The organism is Escherichia sp. E10V5 (assembly GCF_004212315.1).
Lineage (GTDB): Bacteria > Pseudomonadota > Gammaproteobacteria > Enterobacterales > Enterobacteriaceae > Escherichia.
In genome coordinates this window covers 23303-45755 of sequence record NZ_RHJM01000037.1, presented here as the reverse complement: position 1 = coordinate 45755, position 22453 = coordinate 23303, and the positions used below count along the sequence as shown (strand labels likewise).

At 44.0% G+C, this 22453-nt stretch carries 22 protein-coding genes; 7 read left to right on the top strand and 15 right to left on the bottom strand.

What is annotated here, in order from left to right; genetic code table 11:
* The first annotated feature begins 1 nt into the window (after position 1).
* Positions 2-961, top strand: a complete 960-nt coding sequence (locus D9738_RS21850; RefSeq protein WP_130261176.1) for a divergent polysaccharide deacetylase family protein — start codon at positions 2-4, stop codon at positions 959-961.
* Here the strand turns inward: D9738_RS21850 and waaH are convergent.
* The 3 genes from waaH to kbl all read right to left on the bottom strand — a co-directional run bounded on the left by waaH (position 948) and on the right by kbl (position 4631).
* The gene (gene waaH, locus D9738_RS21845; protein WP_130206691.1) at positions 948-1982 is read right to left on the bottom strand and encodes a UDP-glucuronate:LPS(HepIII) glycosyltransferase; all 1035 of its coding nucleotides are present in this window, start codon (positions 1980-1982) and stop codon (positions 948-950) included. The two genes, D9738_RS21850 and waaH, sit on opposite strands and share 14 nt — an antisense overlap.
* A 413-nt stretch (positions 1983-2395) precedes the next feature.
* Positions 2396-3421 (bottom strand): L-threonine 3-dehydrogenase, encoded by a 1026-nt coding sequence (tdh, locus tag D9738_RS21840; RefSeq protein ID WP_130206693.1) that lies wholly within the window; start codon positions 3419-3421, stop codon positions 2396-2398.
* Positions 3422-3434: 13 nt separating this feature from the next.
* Complete coding sequence (gene kbl / locus D9738_RS21835; RefSeq protein WP_064526086.1) at positions 3435-4631, bottom strand: glycine C-acetyltransferase; 1197 nt, start codon at positions 4629-4631, stop codon at positions 3435-3437.
* A gap of 213 nt (positions 4632-4844) precedes the next feature.
* On the opposite strand from kbl, the gene rfaD reads away from it, so the two are divergent.
* The 4 genes from rfaD (at position 4845) to rfaL (ending at position 9167) form a co-directional block, all read left to right on the top strand.
* Positions 4845-5825, top strand: a complete 981-nt coding sequence (rfaD, locus tag D9738_RS21830; protein ID WP_000587766.1) for an ADP-glyceromanno-heptose 6-epimerase — start codon at positions 4845-4847, stop codon at positions 5823-5825.
* A 79-nt stretch (positions 5826-5904) separates the two neighbouring features.
* Complete coding sequence (gene rfaF / locus D9738_RS21825) at positions 5905-6951, top strand: ADP-heptose--LPS heptosyltransferase RfaF (protein ID WP_130206695.1); 1047 nt, start codon at positions 5905-5907, stop codon at positions 6949-6951.
* 3 nt (positions 6952-6954) lie between these two features.
* Entirely contained in the window at positions 6955-7911 is a 957-nt protein-coding gene (gene rfaC / locus D9738_RS21820; RefSeq protein WP_130261175.1) for a lipopolysaccharide heptosyltransferase RfaC, read from the top strand.
* A 38-nt stretch (positions 7912-7949) separates the two neighbouring features.
* Entirely contained in the window at positions 7950-9167 is a 1218-nt protein-coding gene (rfaL, locus tag D9738_RS21815; protein WP_130261174.1) for an O-antigen ligase RfaL, read from the top strand.
* 52 nt (positions 9168-9219) lie between these two features.
* On the opposite strand, the gene D9738_RS21810 is transcribed toward rfaL, so the two are convergent.
* The 10 genes from D9738_RS21810 to rfaQ all read right to left on the bottom strand — a co-directional run bounded on the left by D9738_RS21810 (position 9220) and on the right by rfaQ (position 19164).
* On the bottom strand, positions 9220-10362 hold the full coding sequence (locus D9738_RS21810; RefSeq protein ID WP_130261173.1) for a lipopolysaccharide N-acetylglucosaminyltransferase: 1143 nt from the start codon (positions 10360-10362) through the stop codon (positions 9220-9222).
* Between the two features lie 87 nt (positions 10363-10449).
* Complete coding sequence (gene waaZ / locus D9738_RS21805; protein WP_130261172.1) at positions 10450-11223, bottom strand: 3-deoxy-D-manno-oct-2-ulosonate III transferase WaaZ; 774 nt, start codon at positions 11221-11223, stop codon at positions 10450-10452.
* Positions 11224-11296: 73 nt separating this feature from the next.
* Entirely contained in the window at positions 11297-11995 is a 699-nt protein-coding gene (rfaY, locus tag D9738_RS21800; RefSeq protein ID WP_130261171.1) for a lipopolysaccharide core heptose(II) kinase RfaY, read from the bottom strand.
* A 17-nt stretch (positions 11996-12012) separates the two neighbouring features.
* Complete coding sequence (gene rfaJ / locus D9738_RS21795) at positions 12013-13029, bottom strand: lipopolysaccharide 1,2-glucosyltransferase RfaJ (protein ID WP_130261170.1); 1017 nt, start codon at positions 13027-13029, stop codon at positions 12013-12015.
* 39 nt (positions 13030-13068) lie between these two features.
* Positions 13069-14088: a lipopolysaccharide 3-alpha-galactosyltransferase gene (waaO, locus tag D9738_RS21790; RefSeq protein WP_130261169.1), complete on the bottom strand. Its 1020-nt coding sequence runs from the start codon at positions 14086-14088 to the stop codon at positions 13069-13071.
* Positions 14088-15167, bottom strand: a complete 1080-nt coding sequence (gene waaB / locus D9738_RS21785; protein WP_130261168.1) for a lipopolysaccharide 1,6-galactosyltransferase — start codon at positions 15165-15167, stop codon at positions 14088-14090. The genes waaO and waaB overlap by 1 nt, the downstream gene beginning before the upstream one ends.
* Before the next feature lie 43 nt (positions 15168-15210).
* A complete protein-coding gene (gene rfaS, locus D9738_RS21780; protein WP_130206715.1) occupies positions 15211-16146 on the bottom strand; it encodes an LPS core biosynthesis protein RfaS in 936 nt (311 codons plus the stop codon).
* A 36-nt stretch (positions 16147-16182) separates the two neighbouring features.
* Positions 16183-16980 carry a lipopolysaccharide core heptose(I) kinase RfaP gene (gene rfaP / locus D9738_RS21775; protein ID WP_130206717.1) on the bottom strand — a complete coding sequence of 266 codons (798 nt, stop codon included), beginning with the start codon at positions 16978-16980 and terminating at the stop codon, positions 16183-16185.
* Positions 16973-18097, bottom strand: coding sequence for a lipopolysaccharide glucosyltransferase I (rfaG, locus tag D9738_RS21770; protein ID WP_130206719.1), 1125 nt, complete (start codon positions 18095-18097; stop codon positions 16973-16975). Before rfaG ends, rfaP begins: the two co-directional genes overlap by 8 nt.
* The gene (rfaQ, locus tag D9738_RS21765; RefSeq protein WP_130261167.1) at positions 18094-19164 is read right to left on the bottom strand and encodes a lipopolysaccharide core heptosyltransferase RfaQ; all 1071 of its coding nucleotides are present in this window, start codon (positions 19162-19164) and stop codon (positions 18094-18096) included. The genes rfaG and rfaQ overlap by 4 nt, the downstream gene beginning before the upstream one ends.
* 405 nt (positions 19165-19569) lie before the next feature.
* On the opposite strand from rfaQ, the gene waaA reads away from it, so the two are divergent.
* Both waaA and coaD read left to right on the top strand, forming a co-directional pair.
* Entirely contained in the window at positions 19570-20847 is a 1278-nt protein-coding gene (waaA, locus tag D9738_RS21760) for a lipid IV(A) 3-deoxy-D-manno-octulosonic acid transferase (RefSeq protein WP_130261166.1), read from the top strand.
* A 7-nt stretch (positions 20848-20854) separates the two neighbouring features.
* Positions 20855-21334, top strand: a complete 480-nt coding sequence (coaD, locus tag D9738_RS21755) for a pantetheine-phosphate adenylyltransferase (protein ID WP_001171866.1) — start codon at positions 20855-20857, stop codon at positions 21332-21334.
* A 38-nt stretch (positions 21335-21372) separates the two neighbouring features.
* On the opposite strand, the gene mutM is transcribed toward coaD, so the two are convergent.
* Together mutM and rpmG are read right to left on the bottom strand one after the other, a co-directional pair.
* Positions 21373-22182, bottom strand: coding sequence for a bifunctional DNA-formamidopyrimidine glycosylase/DNA-(apurinic or apyrimidinic site) lyase (gene mutM / locus D9738_RS21750; RefSeq protein ID WP_130261165.1), 810 nt, complete (start codon positions 22180-22182; stop codon positions 21373-21375).
* 97 nt (positions 22183-22279) lie between these two features.
* Positions 22280-22447 (bottom strand): 50S ribosomal protein L33, encoded by a 168-nt coding sequence (gene rpmG / locus D9738_RS21745; protein ID WP_001051798.1) that lies wholly within the window; start codon positions 22445-22447, stop codon positions 22280-22282.
* Positions 22448-22453: the final 6 nt, after the last annotated feature.

Here is a 22453-nt window from a genome sequence, read left to right as displayed (position 1 = left end):
TTTGTTTCCATTTCGTCGTAACGTTCTTGCATTTGCCGCTCTGTTAGCGCTTTCCTCCCCCGTACTTGCTGGCAAACTAGCCATTGTCATTGATGATTTTGGTTATCGCCCGCACAACGAAAACCAGGTGCTGGCGATGCCCTCCGCTATCTCCGTCGCCGTGTTACCCGACTCACCGCACGCCAGAGAGATGGCGACCAAAGCGCATAACAGCGGTCACGAAGTGTTGATCCATCTGCCAATGGCACCATTAAGTAAACAGCCGCTGGAGAAAAACACGCTGCGCCCGGAGATGAGCAGCGACGAAATTGAGCGCATTATTCGTAGTGCGGTCAATAACGTGCCCTATGCCGTGGGGATCAACAACCACATGGGCAGCAAAATGACCTCTAACCTGTTTGGTATGCAGAAAGTGATGCAGGCGCTGGCGCGTTACAATCTTTACTTCCTCGACAGCGTAACCATCGGTAATACCCAGGCGATGCGCGCCGCACAAGGCACTGGCGTGAAGGTTATTAAACGGAAGGTGTTCCTCGACGATTCGCAAAATGAAGCGGATATTCGTGTACAGTTTAATCGTGCAATTGACCTGGCGCGTCGCAACGGTTCGACCATCGCCATTGGTCATCCACATCCCTCAACGGTACGCGTATTGCAACAAATGGTTTATAACCTGCCGCCAGACATTACGCTGGTGAAAGCCAGCAGCTTGCTGAATGAACCGCAGATCGATACGTCTACGCCACCGAAAAATACGGTGCCCAACGCGCCGCGTAATCCGTTCCATGGCGTGAAGCTGTGTAAACCGAAAAAACCGCTGGAACCCGTTTATGCGAATCGCTTCTTTGAAGTATTAAGCGAAAGCATCAGCCAGAGCACGCTGATCGTTTACTTCCAGCATCAGTGGCAAGGCTGGGGCAAACAGCCCGAAGCGGCGAAGTTTAACGCTAGCGCAAATTAAAGGCGCTACGCGTAATGCGATGGTGCGATCGTGTTTTGTCGCGCCATTGCCATAAGCGGAAAGACCACAGTAATGCCTGATAACCCACCTTTACGCTGCGGACATTAGTAATCAGGCGCTTATACATGCCGGAAGTAAATATCTCAGCAATCATCCGTTGGCGGATAAGAATATCTGGCTCTTTGCGCACCGCATGGCAAACACGCAATGCTTCGTAAGTTATTTGCTGATGAAATTCCGGATAAATTGTAATTTTGTCGGCATAATTTCGATTTAATTTCTCCAGCAGTCGTGTAATCTTAATATAGTGCCGTTGATAATTAAGGTTTTTATTCCCTTGTCTATTCAACCGACTCACTGACGTATTATGCAGATAATATTTATATAACGATTGCTCGGTATATCGCGCACGCAGCGCGTTAAACATAAATTCTGTTGTCCAGACAATATCCTGATGATGTAATCCGGCAATAAATTTAATGTTATTTTTTACAATAACATCGCGGCGATAAACGCCCATCCAGACAACGTGAGTCCAGCGGCGAGAAGAAAGTCCCATCCGCAGCCAGTCCGGGCCGGTTAATACGCCGGTTGAGCGTATGCGATCGGTGGGAATGGATTGCCAGGTTTCCCCCGTTTCACGAAAACACCAGTCAGCGTTGCACTGCGCCACGTCGAGATCGTCCTCTAACGCCATGGTCATCAGCGTTTCGTACATAGTGGGATAGACTTCATCATCAGCATCGACAAAAGCAACATATTTGCCCGTCGCTGCCTCGATCCCGCGATTACGCGCCACCGATGCGCCAGCATTCGCCTGATGCAGCAAGCGAACATGCGGATGTTTTTCTGCGTAATGCTTTGCTATTTCAACAGAATTATCCGTTGAACCATCGTTAATAATAATAATTTCCAGAGCAGTCCAGGTTTGCGCGATTAAAGATTCCATACAAGTGCGGAAATCATCGCCCGCATTATATAACGGGATAATAACACTTAGTTTATTAGTGCTGTTCATCATAAATTACCGACGACCTCTGAAGTTACCCTGACGTTTTACAGGCTTTGTATTAAGAAACTATTAAGCCTGTGAAATATTATTTTTACGGGTGAGAAAGTAACTTCAGGCTAGAGAGATAATGAGAGCAGCAATATAAGATAACAGCGCAATTACGATATCTTTATTACACTGACAGGATTTTACATATTTAACGGATTATCCTCAGGGAAAAGGGCTGGAATTTTGGATTTTCAGATTGTAGACAAAGTGCGCTTTGTTTATGCCGGATGCGGCGTAAACGCCTTATCCGGCATACCAAATTGCGTAAATTTAATATGTTGCAGGAACCGCGTAGGCCTGATAAGCCGTAGCGCATCAGGCAATTTTGTGTTTTCCATCAGCTTCAAGGGCTGGAATACCAGCCCTTGATCGTGTTAATCCCAGCTCAGAATAACTTTCCCAGACTGGCCCGAACGCATGGCATCAAAGCCTTTCTGGAAATCGTCGATGGAGAAACGATGGGTAATGATTGGCGAGAGATCCAGACCAGACTGAATCAGCGCCGCCATCTTGTACCAGGTTTCAAACATCTCACGACCGTAAATACCTTTAATGAACAGTCCTTTAAAGATCACTTTTGTCCAGTCGATAGACATATCAGACGGCGGGATACCCAGCATCGCAATACGGCCACCGTGATTCATGGTGTCCAGCATCGTGCGAAACGCTGACGGCGCACCGGACATCTCCAGACCAACATCAAAGCCTTCAGTCATGCCCAGTTCTGCCATTACGTCGTTGAGATTCTCTTTCGCGACGTTAACCGCACGAGTGATGCCCATTTTGCGCGCCAGCCCCAGACGGTATTCGTTAACATCAGTGATCACCACGTTGCGTGCACCAACGTGTTTCGCTACCGCCGCGGCCATAATACCAATTGGGCCTGCACCAGAAACCAGAACATCTTCGCCGACCAGATCAAATGATAGCGCCGTATGCACCGCATTTCCGAACGGGTCAAAAATTGCGGCTAAGTCATCGGAGATATTGTCGGGGATTTTGAAGGCGTTGAATGCCGGGATCACCAGATATTCGGCGAAGCAGCCCGGGCGATTAACACCAACGCCTATCGTGTTGCGGCACAAATGGGTACGACCACCACGACAGTTGCGGCAATGACCACAGGTGATATGGCCTTCGCCAGAAACGCGATCGCCGATCTTGAAGCCTTTCACTTCCTGACCGATGCCAACCACCTCACCAACATATTCATGGCCTACAACCATCGGTACTGGGATGGTTTTTTGCGACCACTCATCCCAGTTATAGATGTGAACGTCAGTCCCGCAGATGGCTGTTTTACGGATTTTAATCAGCAGATCGTTATGTCCGAGTTCCGGTTCAGGAACGTCGGTCATCCAGATGCCCTCTTCCGCTTTCAGTTTGGATAACGCTTTCATCTCACATCCTCACTCAGGCGATTACGCCCAGTTGTTTACCAATACGCGTGAACGCTTCTACCGCACGCGTAATTTGCTCAGGGGTATGCGCCGCAGACATCTGGGTACGAATACGCGCCTGACCTTTCGGAACGACCGGATAGAAGAAACCGGTGACGTAAATGCCCTCTTTTTGCAGTTCACGGGCAAATTTTTGCGCCACTACAGCATCGCCAAGCATGACCGGAATAATGGCGTGATCAGCACCCGCCAGGGTAAAGCCCGCCGCCGACATCTGCTCACGGAACTGACGCGCGTTCGCCCACAGACGGTCACGAAGCTCACTGCCCGCTTCGACCATCTCCAGCACTTTAATGGAAGCAGCCACAATGGCAGGTGCCAGTGAGTTGGAGAACAGGTAAGGACGAGAACGCTGACGCAGCCACTCAACCACTTCTTTACGCGCTGCGGTGTAACCACCAGAAGCCCCGCCCAGTGCTTTACCCAGCGTGCCGGTGATGATATCGACACGGCCCATCACATCGCAGTATTCATGGGAGCCACGTCCGTTTTCACCGACAAAACCGACCGCATGAGAGTCATCAACCATCACCAAAGCGTCGTATTTATCCGCGAGATCGCAAACCCCTTTCAGGTTGGCAATTACGCCATCCATAGAGAACACACCATCGGTGGCGATTAACACATGGCGCGCCCCGGATTCACGCGCTTCTTTCAGGCACGCTTCCAGCTCTTGCATATTGTTGTTGGCATAGCGATAGCGTTTCGCTTTGCACAGCCGCACGCCGTCGATGATCGAGGCATGGTTCAGAGCATCGGAGATAATGGCGTCTTCCGCGCCCAGCAGCGTTTCAAACAGACCGCCGTTGGCATCAAAACAGGAAGAGTAGAGAATCGCATCTTCCATGCCGAGAAATGCTGCCAGTTTCTGCTCAAGCTCTTTATGGCTATCCTGGGTGCCGCAGATAAATCGCACCGAAGCCATGCCGAAACCGTGAGAATCCATTCCCGCTTTTGCCGCCGCAATCAGCTCCGGATGATTCGCCAGTCCGAGATAGTTATTGGCGCAAAAGTTTATGACGTGACTTCCATCAGCCACAGTGATGTCTGCTTGCTGCGCAGACGTAATAATGCGTTCTTCTTTAAACAACCCTTCCGCCCTTGCGGTTTCCAGATCGTTAGTTAACTGCTGATAAAATTCTCCACGCATTGCGGTTCTCCAGACAGGGCAATTTCCAGCACATATTACCCAAACTTATAGTTCGCGACGAGATGACGCGTTAACACTTCTGTAAAATTTAGAATAAATAACGTCCATCCCCCTCACTTTCGGCGAATGGCTGAAGCCAACGCCGTGTAGTGATATGATAGAAGCATTCGTGTCTGAGATTGTCTCTGACTCCATAATTCGAAGGTTACAGTTATGATCATCGTTACCGGCGGCGCGGGCTTTATCGGCAGCAACATCGTTAAGGCCCTGAATGATAAAGGCATCACCGATATTCTGGTGGTGGACAACCTGAAAGACGGCACCAAGTTTGTGAACCTGGTGGACCTGAACATCGCGGACTATATGGATAAGGAAGACTTCCTGATCCAGATTATGGCGGGCGAAGAGTTCGGCGATGTCGAAGCGATTTTCCACGAAGGCGCGTGCTCTTCCACTACCGAGTGGGACGGCAAGTATATGATGGATAACAACTATCAATACTCCAAAGAGCTGCTGCACTACTGTCTGGAGCGCGAAATCCCGTTCCTGTACGCCTCTTCCGCAGCCACTTACGGCGGTCGCACCTCCGACTTTATTGAATCCCGCGAATACGAAAAACCACTGAATGTCTACGGTTATTCGAAGTTCCTGTTTGATGAATATGTTCGTCAAATCCTGCCAGAAGCGAACTCGCAGATTGTTGGTTTCCGCTATTTCAACGTTTATGGACCGCGTGAAGGCCATAAAGGCAGCATGGCGAGCGTCGCTTTCCATCTCAACACCCAGCTTAACAACGGTGAATCACCGAAACTGTTCGAAGGTAGCGAGAACTTTAAACGCGACTTCGTCTACGTGGGCGACGTGGCTGATGTGAATCTGTGGTTCCTGGAAAATGGCGTTTCCGGCATCTTCAACCTCGGTACTGGTCGTGCGGAATCCTTCCAGGCAGTAGCAGATGCAACACTTGCTTATCACAAGAAAGGTCAGATCGAATACATTCCGTTCCCGGATAAACTGAAAGGCCGCTACCAGGCATTTACTCAGGCGGATCTGACTAATCTGCGCGCTGCGGGTTACGACAAACCGTTCAAAACTGTTGCTGAAGGTGTAACGGAATACATGGCCTGGCTGAATCGCGACATCAACGTAAATTCACAAAATCATTCGAGCGGTATCAAGGCGGCAACGAAGTGAATCTCCGGGAGCTTACAAAAGTAAGTGACCGGAGTGAACGCAGGCAGCCGCCGCAGAGACAGCTTGAAGGATGAAGTGAATGAAAATATTGGTGATCGGCCCGTCGTGGGTTGGCGACATGATGATGTCGCAAAGTCTCTATCGCACGCTCCAGGCGCGCTATCCCCAGGCGATAATCGACGTGATGGCACCGGCATGGTGCCGTCCATTATTATCGCGGATGCCGGAAGTTAACGAAGCTATCCCGATGCCTCTCGGTCACGGGGCGCTGGAAATCGGTGAACGCCGCAAACTGGGTCATAGTCTGCGTGAAAAGCGCTACGACCGCGCCTATGTCTTACCCAACTCCTTCAAATCTGCATTAGTGCCTTTCTTCGCGGGTATTCCTCATCGCACCGGCTGGCGCGGCGAGATGCGCTACGGTTTACTCAACGATGTACGTGTGCTCGATAAAGAAGCCTGGCCGCTAATGGTGGAACGCTATGTGGCGCTGGCCTATGACAAAGGCGTAATGCGTACCGCACAAGATCTACCAAAACCGTTGTTATGGCCGCAATTGCAGGTGAGCGAAGGTGAAAAATCGTATGCCTGTAACCAATTTTCGCTCTCATCAGAACGTCCGATGATTGGCTTTTGCCCGGGTGCGGAGTTTGGCCCGGCGAAACGCTGGCCACACTACCACTATGCAGAGCTGGCAAAGCAGCTGATTGATGAAGGTTATCAGGTGGTTCTGTTTGGCTCTGCGAAAGATCATGAGGCGGGCAATGAGATTCTTGCCGCTTTGAATACCGAGCAGCAGGCATGGTGTCGGAACCTGGCGGGGGAAACACAGCTTGAGCAGGCAGTCATTTTGATTGCCGCCTGTAAAGCCATTGTCACTAACGATTCTGGCCTGATGCACGTTGCTGCGGCGCTCAATCGTCCACTGGTTGCTCTGTATGGGCCGAGCAGTCCGGACTTTACGCCGCCGCTTTCCCATAAAGCGCGCGTGATCCGCCTGATTACCGGCTATCACAAAGTGCGTAAAGGTGACGCTGCAGAGGGTTACCACCAGAGCTTGATCGACATTACTCCCCAGCACGTGTTGGAAGAACTCAACGCGCTATTGTTACAAGAGGAAGCCTGACGGATGCGGGTTCTGATCGTTAAAACATCGTCGATGGGCGATGTTCTCCATACGCTGCCCGCACTCACCGATGCCCAGCAGGCAATCCCGGGGATTAAGTTTGATTGGGTGGTAGAAGAGGGATTCGCGCAAATTCCGTCCTGGCACGCCGCCGTTGAGCGGGTTATTCCGGTGGCGATACGACGCTGGCGCAAAGCCTGGTTCTCGGCCCCCATAAAAGCGGAACGGAAAGCGTTTCGTGAAGCCCTTCAGGCAGAAAACTATGACGCAGTTATCGATGCCCAAGGGCTGGTAAAAAGCGCAGCGCTGGTGACACGTTTAGCACATGGCGTTAAGCATGGAATGGACTGGCAAACCGCTCGCGAGCCTTTAGCCAGCCTGTTTTACAATCGCAAACATCATATTGCGAAACAGCAGCATGCCGTAGAACGTACCCGTGAACTGTTCGCAAAAAGCCTTGGGTATAGCAAACCGCAGGCCCAGGGCGATTATGCTATTGCGCAGCATTTCCTGACAAATCCTCTACCGGATGCTGGGGAGTATGCTGTATTCCTTCATGCGACCACCCGCGATGATAAACACTGGCCGGAAGAGCACTGGCGAGAATTAATTGGTTTACTGGCAGGTTCAGGGATTCGAATTAAACTACCGTGGGGAGCGCCACATGAAGAAGAGCGGGCAAAAAGGTTGGCGGAAGGCTTTGATTATGTCGACGTACTGCCGAAGATGACTCTGGAAGGCGTTGCCCGTGTGCTGGCTGGAGCTAAATTTGTTGTGTCAGTCGATACAGGATTAAGCCATTTAACTGCGGCACTCGATAAACCCAATATCACAGTTTATGGGCCTACAGACCCGGGATTAATTGGCGGTTATGGGAAGAATCAGGTAGTTTGCATGGCACCGGGGAAAGATCTTGCTCATCTGGCTGCAGAAGCAGTATTAAAAAAAATCAATTCTTGATTAACACGTTCTATATTATTTAAGATGGTGGAGAAGCAATGTTAACAGCCTCGCTGGCGCTGCGTAATAAAGAGAATTGGAAACCATACTGGAATAGAGTGTTGGTATTCCTCTTTATTGCAACCTTTTTCCTTGATGGTATTACCCGTTATAAACATATCATATCTGTACTAATGATTATTACGGTAATTTATCAAGTTTTCCGTGCTCCAGGGACATTTAAAGAGCTCTACAAAAATAATCTTTTTTATAGTGTCCTGGCTCTGTCACTCATTCTTTTATATGCCACTTTCATATCACCAGATCTGAATATAAGTTTTAAAGAATTCAGTAACACAGTGCTAAAAGGATTTTTGGCATATAGTTTACTTATACCCGTATTATTAAAAGATGAAGATAATGAAAGCATCGGTAAAGTTGTACTATACTCATTAGTTACCGGGCTTGGGTTACGTTGTCTTGTTGAAATTATTTCTTATATTCAGGATTATAATAAAGGAATAATGCCATTTTCGACCTATGATCATCGTAGTATTTCCGACTCAATGGTGTTTCTATTTCCAGCATTATTAAACCTTTGGCTTATCAAGAAAACCTCTTATAAAATAATATTCATAATTTTTAGCGCAGTTTTCTTGTTTCTGCTATTAGGAACGCTCTCTCGTGGTGCATGGCTGGCAGTATTCATAGTGACTCTACTATGGTTAATCTTAAATCGTCAGTGGAAATTATTGATGCTGACCTCTATCGTTATTTCTGTTGCAGCAACTTGCGTATTTACCTTTAAAGGTGATCATACCGATGAAGATAGGCTTATTTATAAACTTCAACAGACCGACAGTTCTTATCGCTATACCAATGGTACACAAGGTACAGCATGGACATTAATTATGGAGAACCCGCTTAAGGGATATGGCTATGGCGATGATATTTACCATGCAATATACAATAAGCGTGTCGTAGATTTTCCATCATGGACGTTCAGGCAATCCATTGGACCACACAACATTATTTTATCAATTTGGTTTGCAGCAGGTTTAGCTGGGCTACTCGCTTTACTTTATCTGTATGGCTCTATTATCAAAGAAACAGCTAACGCAACATTTAAAAAAGTAGTGGTCACTCCTTATAATGGTCAATTACTGCTATTTTTAACTCTTGTTGGTTTTTATATTATCCGAGGTAATTTCGAGGAAGTTGCTCTCAAACCAATTGGCTTGATTGTTGGTTTGCTGTTAGCTATGCGGAATAAATAAAAAAAAGCCTGCCTGAAATTTAGTTCAGGCAGGCTCTTCAAATCAAATAATTTTAACCAAACCAGTTTTGCATTTGTGTCTCAAAACACTGAGTTACATGTTCCCAGCTATATTTTGAAAAAACGAATTTCTGGGCATTTTCGGCAATTTGTGCTTTATTACTGTCTGCTAAGACCCGTTTGATATCAAAGAGAATGCTTTCAGGAGTCATAGGTTCTGCAAGGTGATATCCTGTTATTCCTTCCAGAACAAACTCGCTTATCCCACCTTTTTGACTCGCAAGTACAGGTTTACCAGCCGCCATCGCTTCAACAGCTACCATGCAGAAAGCTTCTTCTACCTGAGAAGGAACAACAACTAAATCTGCTAAGCGGTAATATTTATGCATCTGCTCTGGTGGCTGCCCACCCGCCATAATACATTGCGCGCCAATAGCTTTCGCTTCATCCAAAACCTTTTTCTGATATTCAGCTTTTTCACCTTTTTTACTGGCAAAAGGATCACCAACGATAACCAATTTAAGGTTATCTCGATTCTTACGCAGCTTATTGAAAGCATCCATAAGCATCAGACAGCCTTTATCTGGCGATATCCTTCCTGCAAATAGTAACACCGTATCATTCGCATCGATGTTAAGCCTCTTCCTTAAATCTTCAGTATTATCATGTACATACGATTCAGAGCAAAAACCATTAGGCACAATAGCAATATCTGCATCAGGCATTTTTCCCGAATAGAAATCGAACAGAAACTGGCTAGGAACAATTACTTTTACATTTTTGTCTAACTGCCCTGGTTCAAAAGCATTGTGAAGGTGCATGACTAGCTGCGCTTGAGGACTTCTGCCACGAATCTGTTTATACAGCTTCATACTATTGTGGATAACAATAACTGAGTCTTTCGGATCAGCGTTTATAGGTTGAGTATTTAAAATGCGCTGAGAATATGGCACAGGATCAAGTCGAGTCCACTTTTGGAAAAGTCGTTTATAGACTCGACTAAAACCAATGTAGTGAATATCACAATTATCATTTACTTTTGTGTAGATCGGGTAACCGTCGTTTCGAATACATGCGATAGTTGCTGGAATCGAAAGCCTTTTGGCGACCTGATAAATCCATGTTTCAACCGCTGCAGCTCCTTTTGGCGGTATAGAAAATATTGGTGTGACAGTAAATATTATCTTTTTAATCATTATTAGCCAACTCCAATATTTTGATAATACGAGATAAAGACATAGAAAATACTAGATTATTTTTTAGCAACCCCAAGATTATAAAATTTATGACAGTTCCATATATGGAATGATATCATATTGAATTGCTGTATCATCCGACAAATTATAAATATTAATATCATCTACATTATCACGCATAAAACGGAAAAATGGCAAGATTTTAAATAAATCCTTACTTAATTCCGAGGGCATGGGATTCTTATTTTCATCATAGAAACGCGAACAGCTACCAGTTAAATCCAGACCGGAACAAATAATCCGTGCATACTTTAGTGAATATGCTATTTGAATTGCAGCAAAAGCAATAGTATGGCATGAGCAATAACCAAGACTAATGTCCTTGCAAAATCCAACCAGACGACCTTTTTTAGACAACGGTACAGAGATCAGCAGTTCTTTGTGAATCTGGCTCAAAATATTAAATTTAACCTTCTTTATCAAACCGCCTTTTTCTCGGCGGTAAAAGGACCGTAATACGAGGCAGTTCTGGAGGATATAAAGTTTATCTTCTTTGGAAGCGTGTTCATAAACGTCAACGTTTACTATGGTATAACGACTTCTCTGGCTAAATTTATAAAAATCATCACGACGCTGATGTAAAAAGCGAACATCTGTAAGTACATATATGAAAGGAACGATATTATGACTTAACAAATATTGCGCAGAACCATTGACAGCAATAATATCCTTTGTTCGTAATGCTGACAAAGGTGTTTTTTGCGATGTAGGGCCAGAAAGAAAAATAATAACATCATCAGATGTTTTATTTTTAATCAGGTTTTCAACATCTTTTTTGTCAATGTATCTAATATTCTTCATGATAAACCTGTGAAATAAATAACTCCGCTTAAAACTGTCCTGGTGAAGACATGTAATTGTGGATATTTTTATTTTAGCGCGCTGGTTTCCCTTTCAAACGCCGCATAAAATTGCGCATTTTTTTACGATATACTAAAAGATAATAGCCTAGATCTTTAATCTCATTTTTAATACCGTAATGACGCTCTAAGTCAATACGATCTTTCGCTTTACGCTGCGCTGAAGCACGTTTTCCGGAGAGATCAATAATTCGAACCTCACCATTTTTTATAATGAAGTTACCACGATGGGGGTCGCCAGAAACCATGCCATGTTTATGTAAGGAATTAATTGATTGCTGAATTTTATTTTTTAGCACATTATCAATATCAGGCATATCACACAACTCTATGCCATCAATATACTCGATGATCATGATATAAGTATGGACAAATCGTAAGGTTTTGCGTTCAGCCAATAAATAAAAGTCATTGAGTGTATTTAACCCTTCATTTCGTACTTTTTGGGTTTGCTCAAAAAGGCGTTCGTAATAATCACCTTTTAACAGAGACTTAAAGAAACGTTCGTTACGCTTAACTTTCGGAGAAAAAACCTTAAGAATCAATTTACCGTAATCGGTATCAATAAGCATAACTTTTGTATCATCAATAGAACGAAAAACCTTTATGATATTTATATTATAAGACAAGAAGTCATTTAATACATTGAGATACTTTGAATTGTTTTCATCGGTAAAAACAACCAAGTCTTTGATCTTGCTCTTCTGAATCATAATAACCCAGTTAAATGTTATTTACGGTAATATTTTCGGCAAAGATAACAGACTCCTGCTATAATTCCTGAGATATAATTATGCTGCACTAAAAGATGTTTATATCTTTTTTTAAATTCAATAATTGATTTTGCATCTCGTGGAGAGTCATCTTTCCATGGTGAATTTTCTAAAGCTATTTTATAGTATTTTACCGATGGATAAATTGCCCATTTGTGCCACGGTTTAGTTGCACCGGTATAATGAATAAGCAGAGTATTTTCTGTAATCAGATTTTTATAGTTTTGATGTGTTTTGTCTTTTAATTCACTTTTAATTGTATAAATTGTATTGTACTCACGAGGCAAAAATATTGTCATCCCTTTCAGTAAGATATTCATAACATCCTGATCAGGGTATTTATAAACATTATCTTTACTCATAAGAATAGACAACGCTTTTTCTGTTAGCTTTGCGTCAGCCCATTTTTTTAAGTCTAAATAAACGACGCCGGAATTAAAGTACTGCCCAAGTAATTCAGGATCAGACAACCTGGATACCGCCTTTTCCTGCATTGGATCAACATCTTTAACAACAGCAGCCACCGCTCCGTTTAAATCCAGATGCAATAGTTGGCTAATATCGCCTTTACAAACAACATCTGCATCAAGATAAAGCAAACGATCAAGCGTTAAACCCAATAATTGAAATGCAAATAAACGGAAGTACATTGCTCTTGACCAGACCTGTGTACAAGGCAAGCACTGGAGCTTATCAGTGTTAATTCTATATAGCGTGATTCTTAATTGGTATTGCTCTGCAAGCTTTGCGACTTTTTGAAAAAAAACATCATTATAAACGTCAGCAATAATATAAAAATCAAGATTAATATGTCGATTGTTTAGGACAATTGATGTGATGGAAACACCTACACCATCAAGATAATTAGCATCGACACCATAGGCAACATTTAAACATTCAGAAGTATTTATATTAACTAGCCGATAATCCCAGGCTTTAACTTTATCTATCTCTATGGTAGGAAATGAGTCCACAATGCTACCCTTATATCATTACTTTATAGTTTCCCAGTTTTAATGCTTTATCTTTTCAATAAAATAAAAAAGATAATTGCTAAATCCTTTTAGATATCTATGCTTTTTAAGCATATGTTTTGCGCTATATCTTAATTGATTGCTATTGTTCGGTTTCAGCAACGCCGTGCTCTTCCATGGCGAAGCATTTTTTGCCTCCATAAAGGCTTGTGATACAGGATAATCCCAGGCCCAATCATGCCAAGGCTTGGTTGGACCGATATAGTGGATAAAAATAGTATCGTTGGTTACTGGGTTTGTAAAACTTTCTTTGAGTTGATAGTTTAAGCTAAACTGGGTGTTATATTTTATATCAGCAAAAATAAGTCTGTCTGCCAGCAACATATTTAATACATCCTGATCAGGATGTGTTATTTTTTTGACTATTTCTGGATCATTTAGCATTGCTATGGCTCGTGCAGAAACCTGCTGAGCCGCCCATTGGTCAGTATTAATCAATAAAAAACCGGAGTTAAAGTAACCTTTAGCAATTCCCGCAACACCTAACGAATGGGCGCGTTTTTCCCACCAGTCAGCTTGCCCTTCTGTAACAACCATTGCGACTTTATTGTCAGGAAATGAGAAATTAATTAGTGGCTCAATAGTCCCCTGACAAATGATATCTGCATCCAGATAAAGGACTTTAGACGTCTTATTAATAAAGTAATCTGCAATAACAAAGCGAAAATATATTGCATGAGTCCAGTTCTTAGTGCTAGGCAATGAGCGGAGTCGATCAGCATTAATCAGATATATTTTAATTCTGGTTTTATACTGCAGCGCCAGGGCATCAAAATACTTACGATCATCATCACCAAAATAGTCAGTAAAAATATGGAAACACAATCGACTTCCTTCATTATACTTTAATATTGAAGCAATCGAAATTCCGCAACCAAATAGAAAATTTTTGTCAGTTCCATAAGCGATGTCCAGACAAAGATTTTCTGTTTCTACTTTATGATTATAATCAATAACTGAATTAAGAAACTCAGTTTCCTGGAAAAACACCTGCTGCATTATTTCCTCCGGGAAATAGCAGAAATAATTATCTTATGTAATCTATCGTAATACTTCGATTGGTAAAATTTATCGATCGACGCAGGAATTTTTTCATGTTCGATATAAATTTCACCTGCTATATATTTATTGAGAAGAGTTACAAAACCAGCAATATCTCCCGGTTGATACAGATGACCATTAACATCAGGTTGAATAATGTCGGCAGGCCCGGAGACACAATCGGCGCTGATGCAAGGAATTCCCCATGACAAGGCTTCAAGTAGGGTCATTGGGAAACCTTCAAAAGATGATGTGAGCAATAACGCACTCACTTTTTTAATATCTTGCTGGACCAATACCCAGGGATGTTGTTGCCAACCATACCAGACAATTCGATCATCAATATTTAATTCTCTACCATAAGCCTGACATTTTTCGAAATCGGAACCATCACCCAATACATGGAGTTTCCAGTTACCTTGCGCTTGTGATAAGCCATCAAGGAGGTCTTTAACTCGCTTCTGGCCCTCGAATTTCATACGCCCAACATAAATGAACGTTGTCGTTTCGCCTTCCTCAGGCGCAGGAATGACTGTGTCTTTAGCTTCGACTGGATTAAAAATAACATTTATCGTCGATTCTGCTACACCCCAATTAATCATTTGCTGTTTAATGCCAGAGCTGATTGCTAAATGATAGTCGGCACAGGTGATATATTCAGCATGTTTTTTGTGATCTAAAGAAAAATGCGGCCATGAAAATACTGGCACATTAATTCCTGATTTTTTACGTGCTTTGGCGGCAAACAGGCAGGAGATCACATCAATACAAATAACGATATCTGGTTGGTACTCCTGAAGCCATTTACTTAGAGCATAAATATGTTTCGCCCGACGCAAAAAACCTAAACGAATATTGGAAAATGAACATGAGTATTTAATACCTTCCAGCCATCCCTTATCCATTTTATCATTACGACAAAAGAAAAACATTTCACTATGGATATGTTGTTTCCTGAAGGTAGTAATAACATCACGAATGACTGTTTCCATGCCGCCAAATCCAGAAACAGCTTCGCCGATAAATGCTATTTTCATTGAAACTCTCATTAATTGAGTAAAGCTCACTGTTTTAATGATTTTATTTTTCTATAAAATCAGAAACAATTGTTGACATCATTTTATCAGGACTGAATTTATATAAGCTATCATAATCCATTGGTTTAACAGATGAGTTAATAAAATACTCTAACTTATCCCAATCATCATGACCTATTATAAAAAAGCGAGACTCACTATAGATTTCTGAACCAAGTATATTTATATTATTAGTAATTAATTTTTTATTGAAAAATAGTGCCTCAAGTATACGAAGAGTCCAGCCAGATTGGTTTTCTTTAGTTATATCAACAATTATATTAGCATTTAATGTTCTTCTAATATTCTCTTCATACGGTATTTGTTCTTCAATCAAATACTTTGAAGTCGGAGATGATGTTTTATCTTTGACAACATTAAAATCTAACTTACATCCTAGTGTTGTTAATCTATCGGCTAATTCATTAATTATTTGAAGACGTCCTTTATCACGACCAAGAAAAAAACATATTGGCTGACTGTTATTTTTGTCAGATAAACTATAATTTCTAATTTCATCCATTCCTATAGGAAAAAATTGTTCTATTGCCTTGGTCTTTTCATTCCCTATAAATCTATGTTCAAAATCATAGATAATATCAAAATAATTAGTGTTATCAAAAATAAAATCTTCGCTGACAGTATTTCTTAGAAGCAAAACTTTATGACAGTTAATGTTTTTTAATATTTGTTTATTGATACCTTTATTAATAACACTGTCATTAAAGATAATTATGTCATCTTTTCTGATATCATTGAGGTAATGCTTGATGAATAATCGCCCCAGCCATGCATTATCCATCCCTAATTTCGAAATTTTCTTATTAACCCAGTTGTATTTTTTTGGTGTTGTTATATTTTTTATCTTGTACTTTTTTTTCAGGTACTGGATCATTCTTAATTCATAATCTGCAATCCAGTTTATAAAATAAATAGTCATAATGAAGTTAGTTCCAGTACATACTGATAAATATTTTTATAATCCTTTGCGTTGTGTTCGCTCTTTAATATGCTCGGCCTTAACACTTGCCATGTTCAATAAATTCCGTTCAAGAGATAATATCTTTCGTAAAGGCATCCCAAAATAAACCTTCATAAATCGCCAGATATCTCTCTGCGTCAGCCCAATATTCATTGATGAGAAATACAAACCAATCAGGTCTTTATCGCGCCAACGACGCGGTACTTTTGCACGTATCTGTGCCCGATGCAGATCGATAACCGAAATTTTTAATTCATCTTCCCGGCCAGTAAATGGCAAATGAAGTAAAAAGTGGCAAATGTAGCAGTCACGGTGATTTATCCCTGCGGCGTGCATTTTACGCACCATGGTTGCCACTCGTGTAATCAGCATACGCTTTACACGTATATCAGGCGGGTTGACTGCCCAATCAGCACAATAATCTTCAAGGCTAATCGTGGGAGTGAGATCTTCGGTAATAATAAATGATGTACGGGTTAATGGGTTTAAACCTTTCTCACCAAACCCAATGCCCTTCATTGTATCAACGCCAACATCACTCAGGCGATGAATAGCGTGCCACTCTCTGTCTGCGCCCAAAACGGGCATCCGTAATGAGAGTAGATTTTTTACAATCTCTTTTAATGTCGTCCCCTTGTGCCATTTAAGAAAATAGCTTTTCCCGGACAGCTCAAAGCGTAATGTGCGACGCGTCTCGAGTTCACGAAAGACCTCGCCGTTCAGTTCTTTGACTTCTGCAAAAACATCTTTACCACGCCAAAGTGTGGCAAGCGGCTCTTTTAATTCAACCATCTAAACCACCTGTAATGATATCTGCGGCTTTCTCTGGCAGGCTATACAAATCCTGAGTATCGGCATAATGGCGAGCATTCTCCGCCCAGGCCATTCGTAATGGAGACTGAGTTAACGCTTTACGTAAAACCTCATTTAATTGTTCCTGGGAGAAAGGTTCAGCAATGACCGTTCCACAATTGGCATCTGCAATATAATGCGCATACCCACATACTGCAGTTGTTAAAACAGGTAATCCAGCAGTGATCGCTTCAAGAAGAACGATACCCGCGGCTTCCTGATAAGCGGGATGCAGTAATAAATCAGCGGCTGCCATTAATTCTGACACATCATTGCGACCGGAGAAGAAATGCACATTGCTCCGCACGCCGAGTTTTTCTGCCAACGCTTCAAATTTCCGCGGTTTATCCTGACCAACAACAAATAAAAGCGTATTGTGACGTAATGATTCCGGTAACGATGCCAAAGCTTCAATTGAGCGATCAACACCTTTACGACCAAAATCTGATCCAACCTGCAGTAATAAGTTTTGTTGCTCTTTTATGCCATTTTTCTGGCGATAAATTTCACGACTGTTTGGGATTTGCTCGCTGTATTTTCTGTCCGGATAAATACCGGGAGGAAGAATTTGAAAACGTTCAGATTCAGTTTGATAATGCTTCTGGAAATCGGCGATTTGCTTATCGGTCAGCATCATAAGTTTCGTCGATTTACCCTGCTCGAAAGTCGCTCGCTCAAATGCGGCATAATGGCGATATCGTGATGTTAAACGATATAAAAAACCTTTTTCTTGCGCAACTTTCTCGGCGTAACAAACATCAGCGGCAAAATAAACATCCAGACCTGGCATCTTATTAAACCCAACAACGCGATCAGCGGGATGCTCTTTGAGATGATTTTGTACCCAGGCATAATATTCTGCATTGCGTCCATGGTTGGTATGGGACTTAACTGGCACCTGAATAAGCTCAAATGCTTTTGGGCAATCACCTTCCCATGACTGCGTATAGACTCGAACATGGTGGCCCCGTGCGGCAACTGTTGATGCAATGCGCATAAAGTCACGTTGAAGCCCACCAAATGGAAAATATTTATATAAACAAAACGCCACGATCATAATTGTGTATTCCTGTCAGCTGATGGGGCATCTTCTGGCAACAGCTTTTCCGTAGCGGCGATCACATCTTCCGCTGGAATAACAGAAAGATATTTTTTGTTGCGGTCAAGTTCATGCCGGGTCGGCATTTTCTGATAATTCCCCGCCAAGAATTGAATAATATTCTCGGTCCATGGGCGCCAGAATACATGATCAGTGGCTCCAAAGAGGCTAATAACTGGCGTCTTCACCGCCGCCGCAATATGCCCCGGCGCAGAATCCACACCAATAAAAAGCACTGCATGATCAATTAACGCGCCTAGTTCAGGAAAACGTGTTTTACCTGCAAGGCCAGTAATGGGTTTTGTTTCGCAACCTCGTGCAATCTCATCTACACAAGCGAGATCATCTGCCGAAGGCCCACAGGTCAGGACAACCTGATACCCTCGCTGTTGCAGCGCATCGATAACCTTAGAAAATTTATCGTTATCCCAGCACTTAAATATCTGACGCGCTGTCGGCTGGATGACAACATAATGATCTTTTACGCCCAGGGCATCTAATTCCTGGCGCATCTTCTTCCAGCAATCTTCGGCGTAACTCATTGTTGTGTCAGTGTAGAAATCGGTAATACCTAATGGCTCAAGGACCGATAAATTACGCTCAACAATATGTGTGCCGTGTATTGGCGCTAAGTGTGTGAAGCTTTTTTTCCAAATGCCATGCTGCCGATGACCATAAAGTTGCGATATTTTCATCCGTGCGGGTAAAAAACGTACCAGCAGCGCCACCATCCACTGATCCGTAAGATTAATGACCAAGTCATAATTATTCGCACGCAGAGTTTTTATCAACGAAAGCACATTTTTAATTTTATCGAATGTTCCCGCACCTTTATTGCTTATCCCGTAGAGCGCATTAATTTCCGGGTTTTCAGACAAAATAGGGATGGTATCCTGATAAAGCAGCATATCGATTTTTGCATCGGGATAATTCTGCTTGAGCGTACTGATGACAGGAGTAGTTAATAACATATCTCCATGATATCGCATCTTTATGACCAGAATTTTTCGAAATGGCTTTTCCACTAGCGACTCTTTTGTGTGATTGTCTGATTTAGTTAAGCAGAAAAAAAGCACGCTACCGCCCCAGGCTCAACAGCTACCTGAATACTGATAACGCACTTACTTGACGTGCTAGTGTATCATTTCTTTCGCAGCAATCCGACCCGAATGATTTTTATACACAAAATATGTTTTAATCATATAAATCAAATAGATAAAAAATAGCATGTCGATAATGTCGGTACGGCCAATGTAGAGTTGAAAATGGGGCCGAGTTTCAATGATTCGCATAAAAATACAAAAAAAATGAAGATGTAGCGGCAGATCAGACCAAACTGAAGCTATTTAAGTCAAAAACGGGAAAAGTAATGGTAAAGCCACCGTTAAATACATAGAATCCCCAGCACATCCATAAGTCAGCTATTTATTATGCTCGAATTGCTTTACACCGCCCTTCTCTACCTTATTCAGCCGCTAATCTGGATACGGCTCTGGGTGCGCGGACGTAAGGCTCCGGCCTATCGAAAACGCTGGGGTGAACGTTACGGTTTTTACCGCCATCCGCTAACACCAGGCGGCATTATGCTGCACTCCGTCTCCGTCGGTGAAACCCTGGCGGCAATCCCGTTGGTGCGCGCGCTGCGTCATCGCTATCCTGATTTACCAATCACAGTCACGACTATGACGCCGACTGGTTCGGAGCGCGTACAATCGGCTTTTGGAAAAGATGTTCAGCACGTCTATCTGCCTTACGATCTGCCCGATGCGCTCAGCCGTTTCCTGAATAAAGTCGACCCAAAACTGGTGTTGATTATGGAAACCGAACTATGGCCTAACCTGATTGCGGCGCTACATAAACGTAAAATTCCACTGGTTATCGCTAATGCGCGACTCTCTGCACGCTCTGCCGCAGGTTACGCCAAACTGGGTAAATTTGTTCGTCGCTTGCTCCGCCGTATTACGCTGATTGCTGCGCAAAATGAAGAAGATGCTGCGCGCTTTGTGACACTGGGTGCAAAAAATAATCAGGTGACCGTTACCGGTAGCCTGAAATTCGATATTTCAGTGACGCCTCAGTTGGCCGCTAAAGCAGTAACACTGCGCCGCCAGTGGGCGCCGCATCGTCCGGTATGGATTGCCACCAGCACTCATGATGGCGAAGAGAGCGTAGTGATTGCCGCCCATCAGGCGCTGTTACAACAGTTCCCGAATTTATTGCTCATCCTGGTACCCCGTCATCCGGAACGCTTCCCGGATGCGATTAACCTTGTCCGCCAGGCTGGACTAAGCTATATCACACGCTCCTCAGGGGAAGTCCCCTCCACCAGCACGCAGGTTGTGGTTGGCGATACGATGGGCGAACTGATGTTGCTGTACGGTATTGCCGATCTCGCGTTTGTTGGCGGTTCACTGGTTGAACGCGGTGGGCATAATCCGCTGGAGGCCGCCGCACACGCTATCCCGGTGTTGATGGGGCCGCATACCTTTAACTTTAAAGACATTTGCGCGCGGCTGGAGCAGGCAAGCGGGCTGATTACCGTCACCGATGCCACTACGCTTGCAAAAGAGGTTTCCTCTTTACTCACCGACGCCGATTACCGTAGTTTCTATGGCCGTCATGCCGTTGAAGTGCTGTATCAAAACCAGGGCGCGCTACAGCGTCTGCTTCAACTGCTGGAACCTTACCTGCCACCGAAAACGCATTGAGGTTGTTATGCAAAAACGGGCGATTTATCCGGGTACTTTCGATCCCATTACCAATGGTCATATCGATATCGTGACGCGCGCCACGCAGATGTTCGATCACGTTATTCTGGCGATTGCCGCCAGCCCCAGTAAAAAACCGATGTTTACTCTGGAAGAGCGTGTGGCGCTGGCACAACAGGCAACTGCGCATCTGGGAAATGTTGAAGTGGTCGGATTTAGCGATTTGATGGCAAACTTCGCCCGTAATCAACACGCTACGGTGCTGATTCGTGGCCTGCGTGCGGTGGCAGATTTTGAATATGAAATGCAGCTGGCGCATATGAATCGCCACTTAATGCCAGAACTGGAAAGTGTGTTTCTGATGCCGTCGAAAGAGTGGTCCTTTATCTCTTCATCGTTGGTGAAAGAGGTGGCGCGCCATCAGGGCGATGTCACCCATTTCCTGCCGGAGAATGTCCATCAGGCGCTGATGGCGAAGTTAGCGTAGCGTTTATGCCGGATGGTATGCCATCCGGCAAGCATCAATTATTTCTGGCAGTGCTTGCAATAAAACGTTGCCCGCTGCGCATGTTTAGACGCCACAATCGGCGTACCGCACACCCGACACGGCTCACCTTTTCGCCCGTAAACCTGCAATTCCTGCGCGAAATAGCCCGGTTTACCATCACTTTGCAGAAAATCTTTCAGCGTTGTACCACCCTGCTCAATCGAGCGCAGCAACACCGCTTTGATCACCCGAGCTAACAATTCACACTCTGCCAGCGACAGTGATGACGCCAGCCGATCCGGATGGATCCCCGCCGCAAACAGAGATTCGCTGGCATAGATATTCCCTACGCCTACCACCAGTTTGTTATCCATCAGCCAGGGCTTAATCGCCGTCTTTTTCTTCGCGCACTTCTGATGCAGGTACTCACCGTTGAAATCGTCGCTAAGCGGCTCCGGTCCAAGATGGACCAGCACGTTGTGCCCTTCCAGCTCTTTGGTCCACAGCCAGGCACCAAAGCGGCGCGGATCGGTGTAGCGCAGCACTTTACCGTTGCTCATCACCAAATCAACATGATCATGCTTTTCAGGGGGAAGGTCTTCCGTAAGTATGCGCAAACTGCCAGACATGCCCAGGTGAATGATAATCCAGCCCTCAGGCAGCTCCAGCAGCAGATATTTAGCACGCCGCTGAACACTTAGCACTGGTTGGTCGCTTAAACGGTAGATTTCTTCCGAAACCGGCCAGCGCAAGCGTCCGTTGCGCACCACCGCATGAAGAATGGTTGCACCAACGAGATGCGGTTCTATGCCGCGACGGCTGGTTTCAACTTCGGGTAATTCAGGCATAGCATCTCCAGGAATGAACAGATGCAGTCAATATGGGGGCAGGCAGATAACAAAAAACCCCGCCGTAGCGAGGTTTTTCGTTACATCAAAGCGAAAATTATTTGATTTTCGCTTCTTTGTAGATCACGTGCTGGCGAACAACTGGATCGAATTTTTTCAGTTCCAGTTTTTCCGGCTTAGTACGTTTGTTCTTCGTAGTGGTATAGAAGTGACCAGTACCAGCAGAAGAAACCAGCTTGATTTTCTCACGAATACCTTTAGCCATGATTTA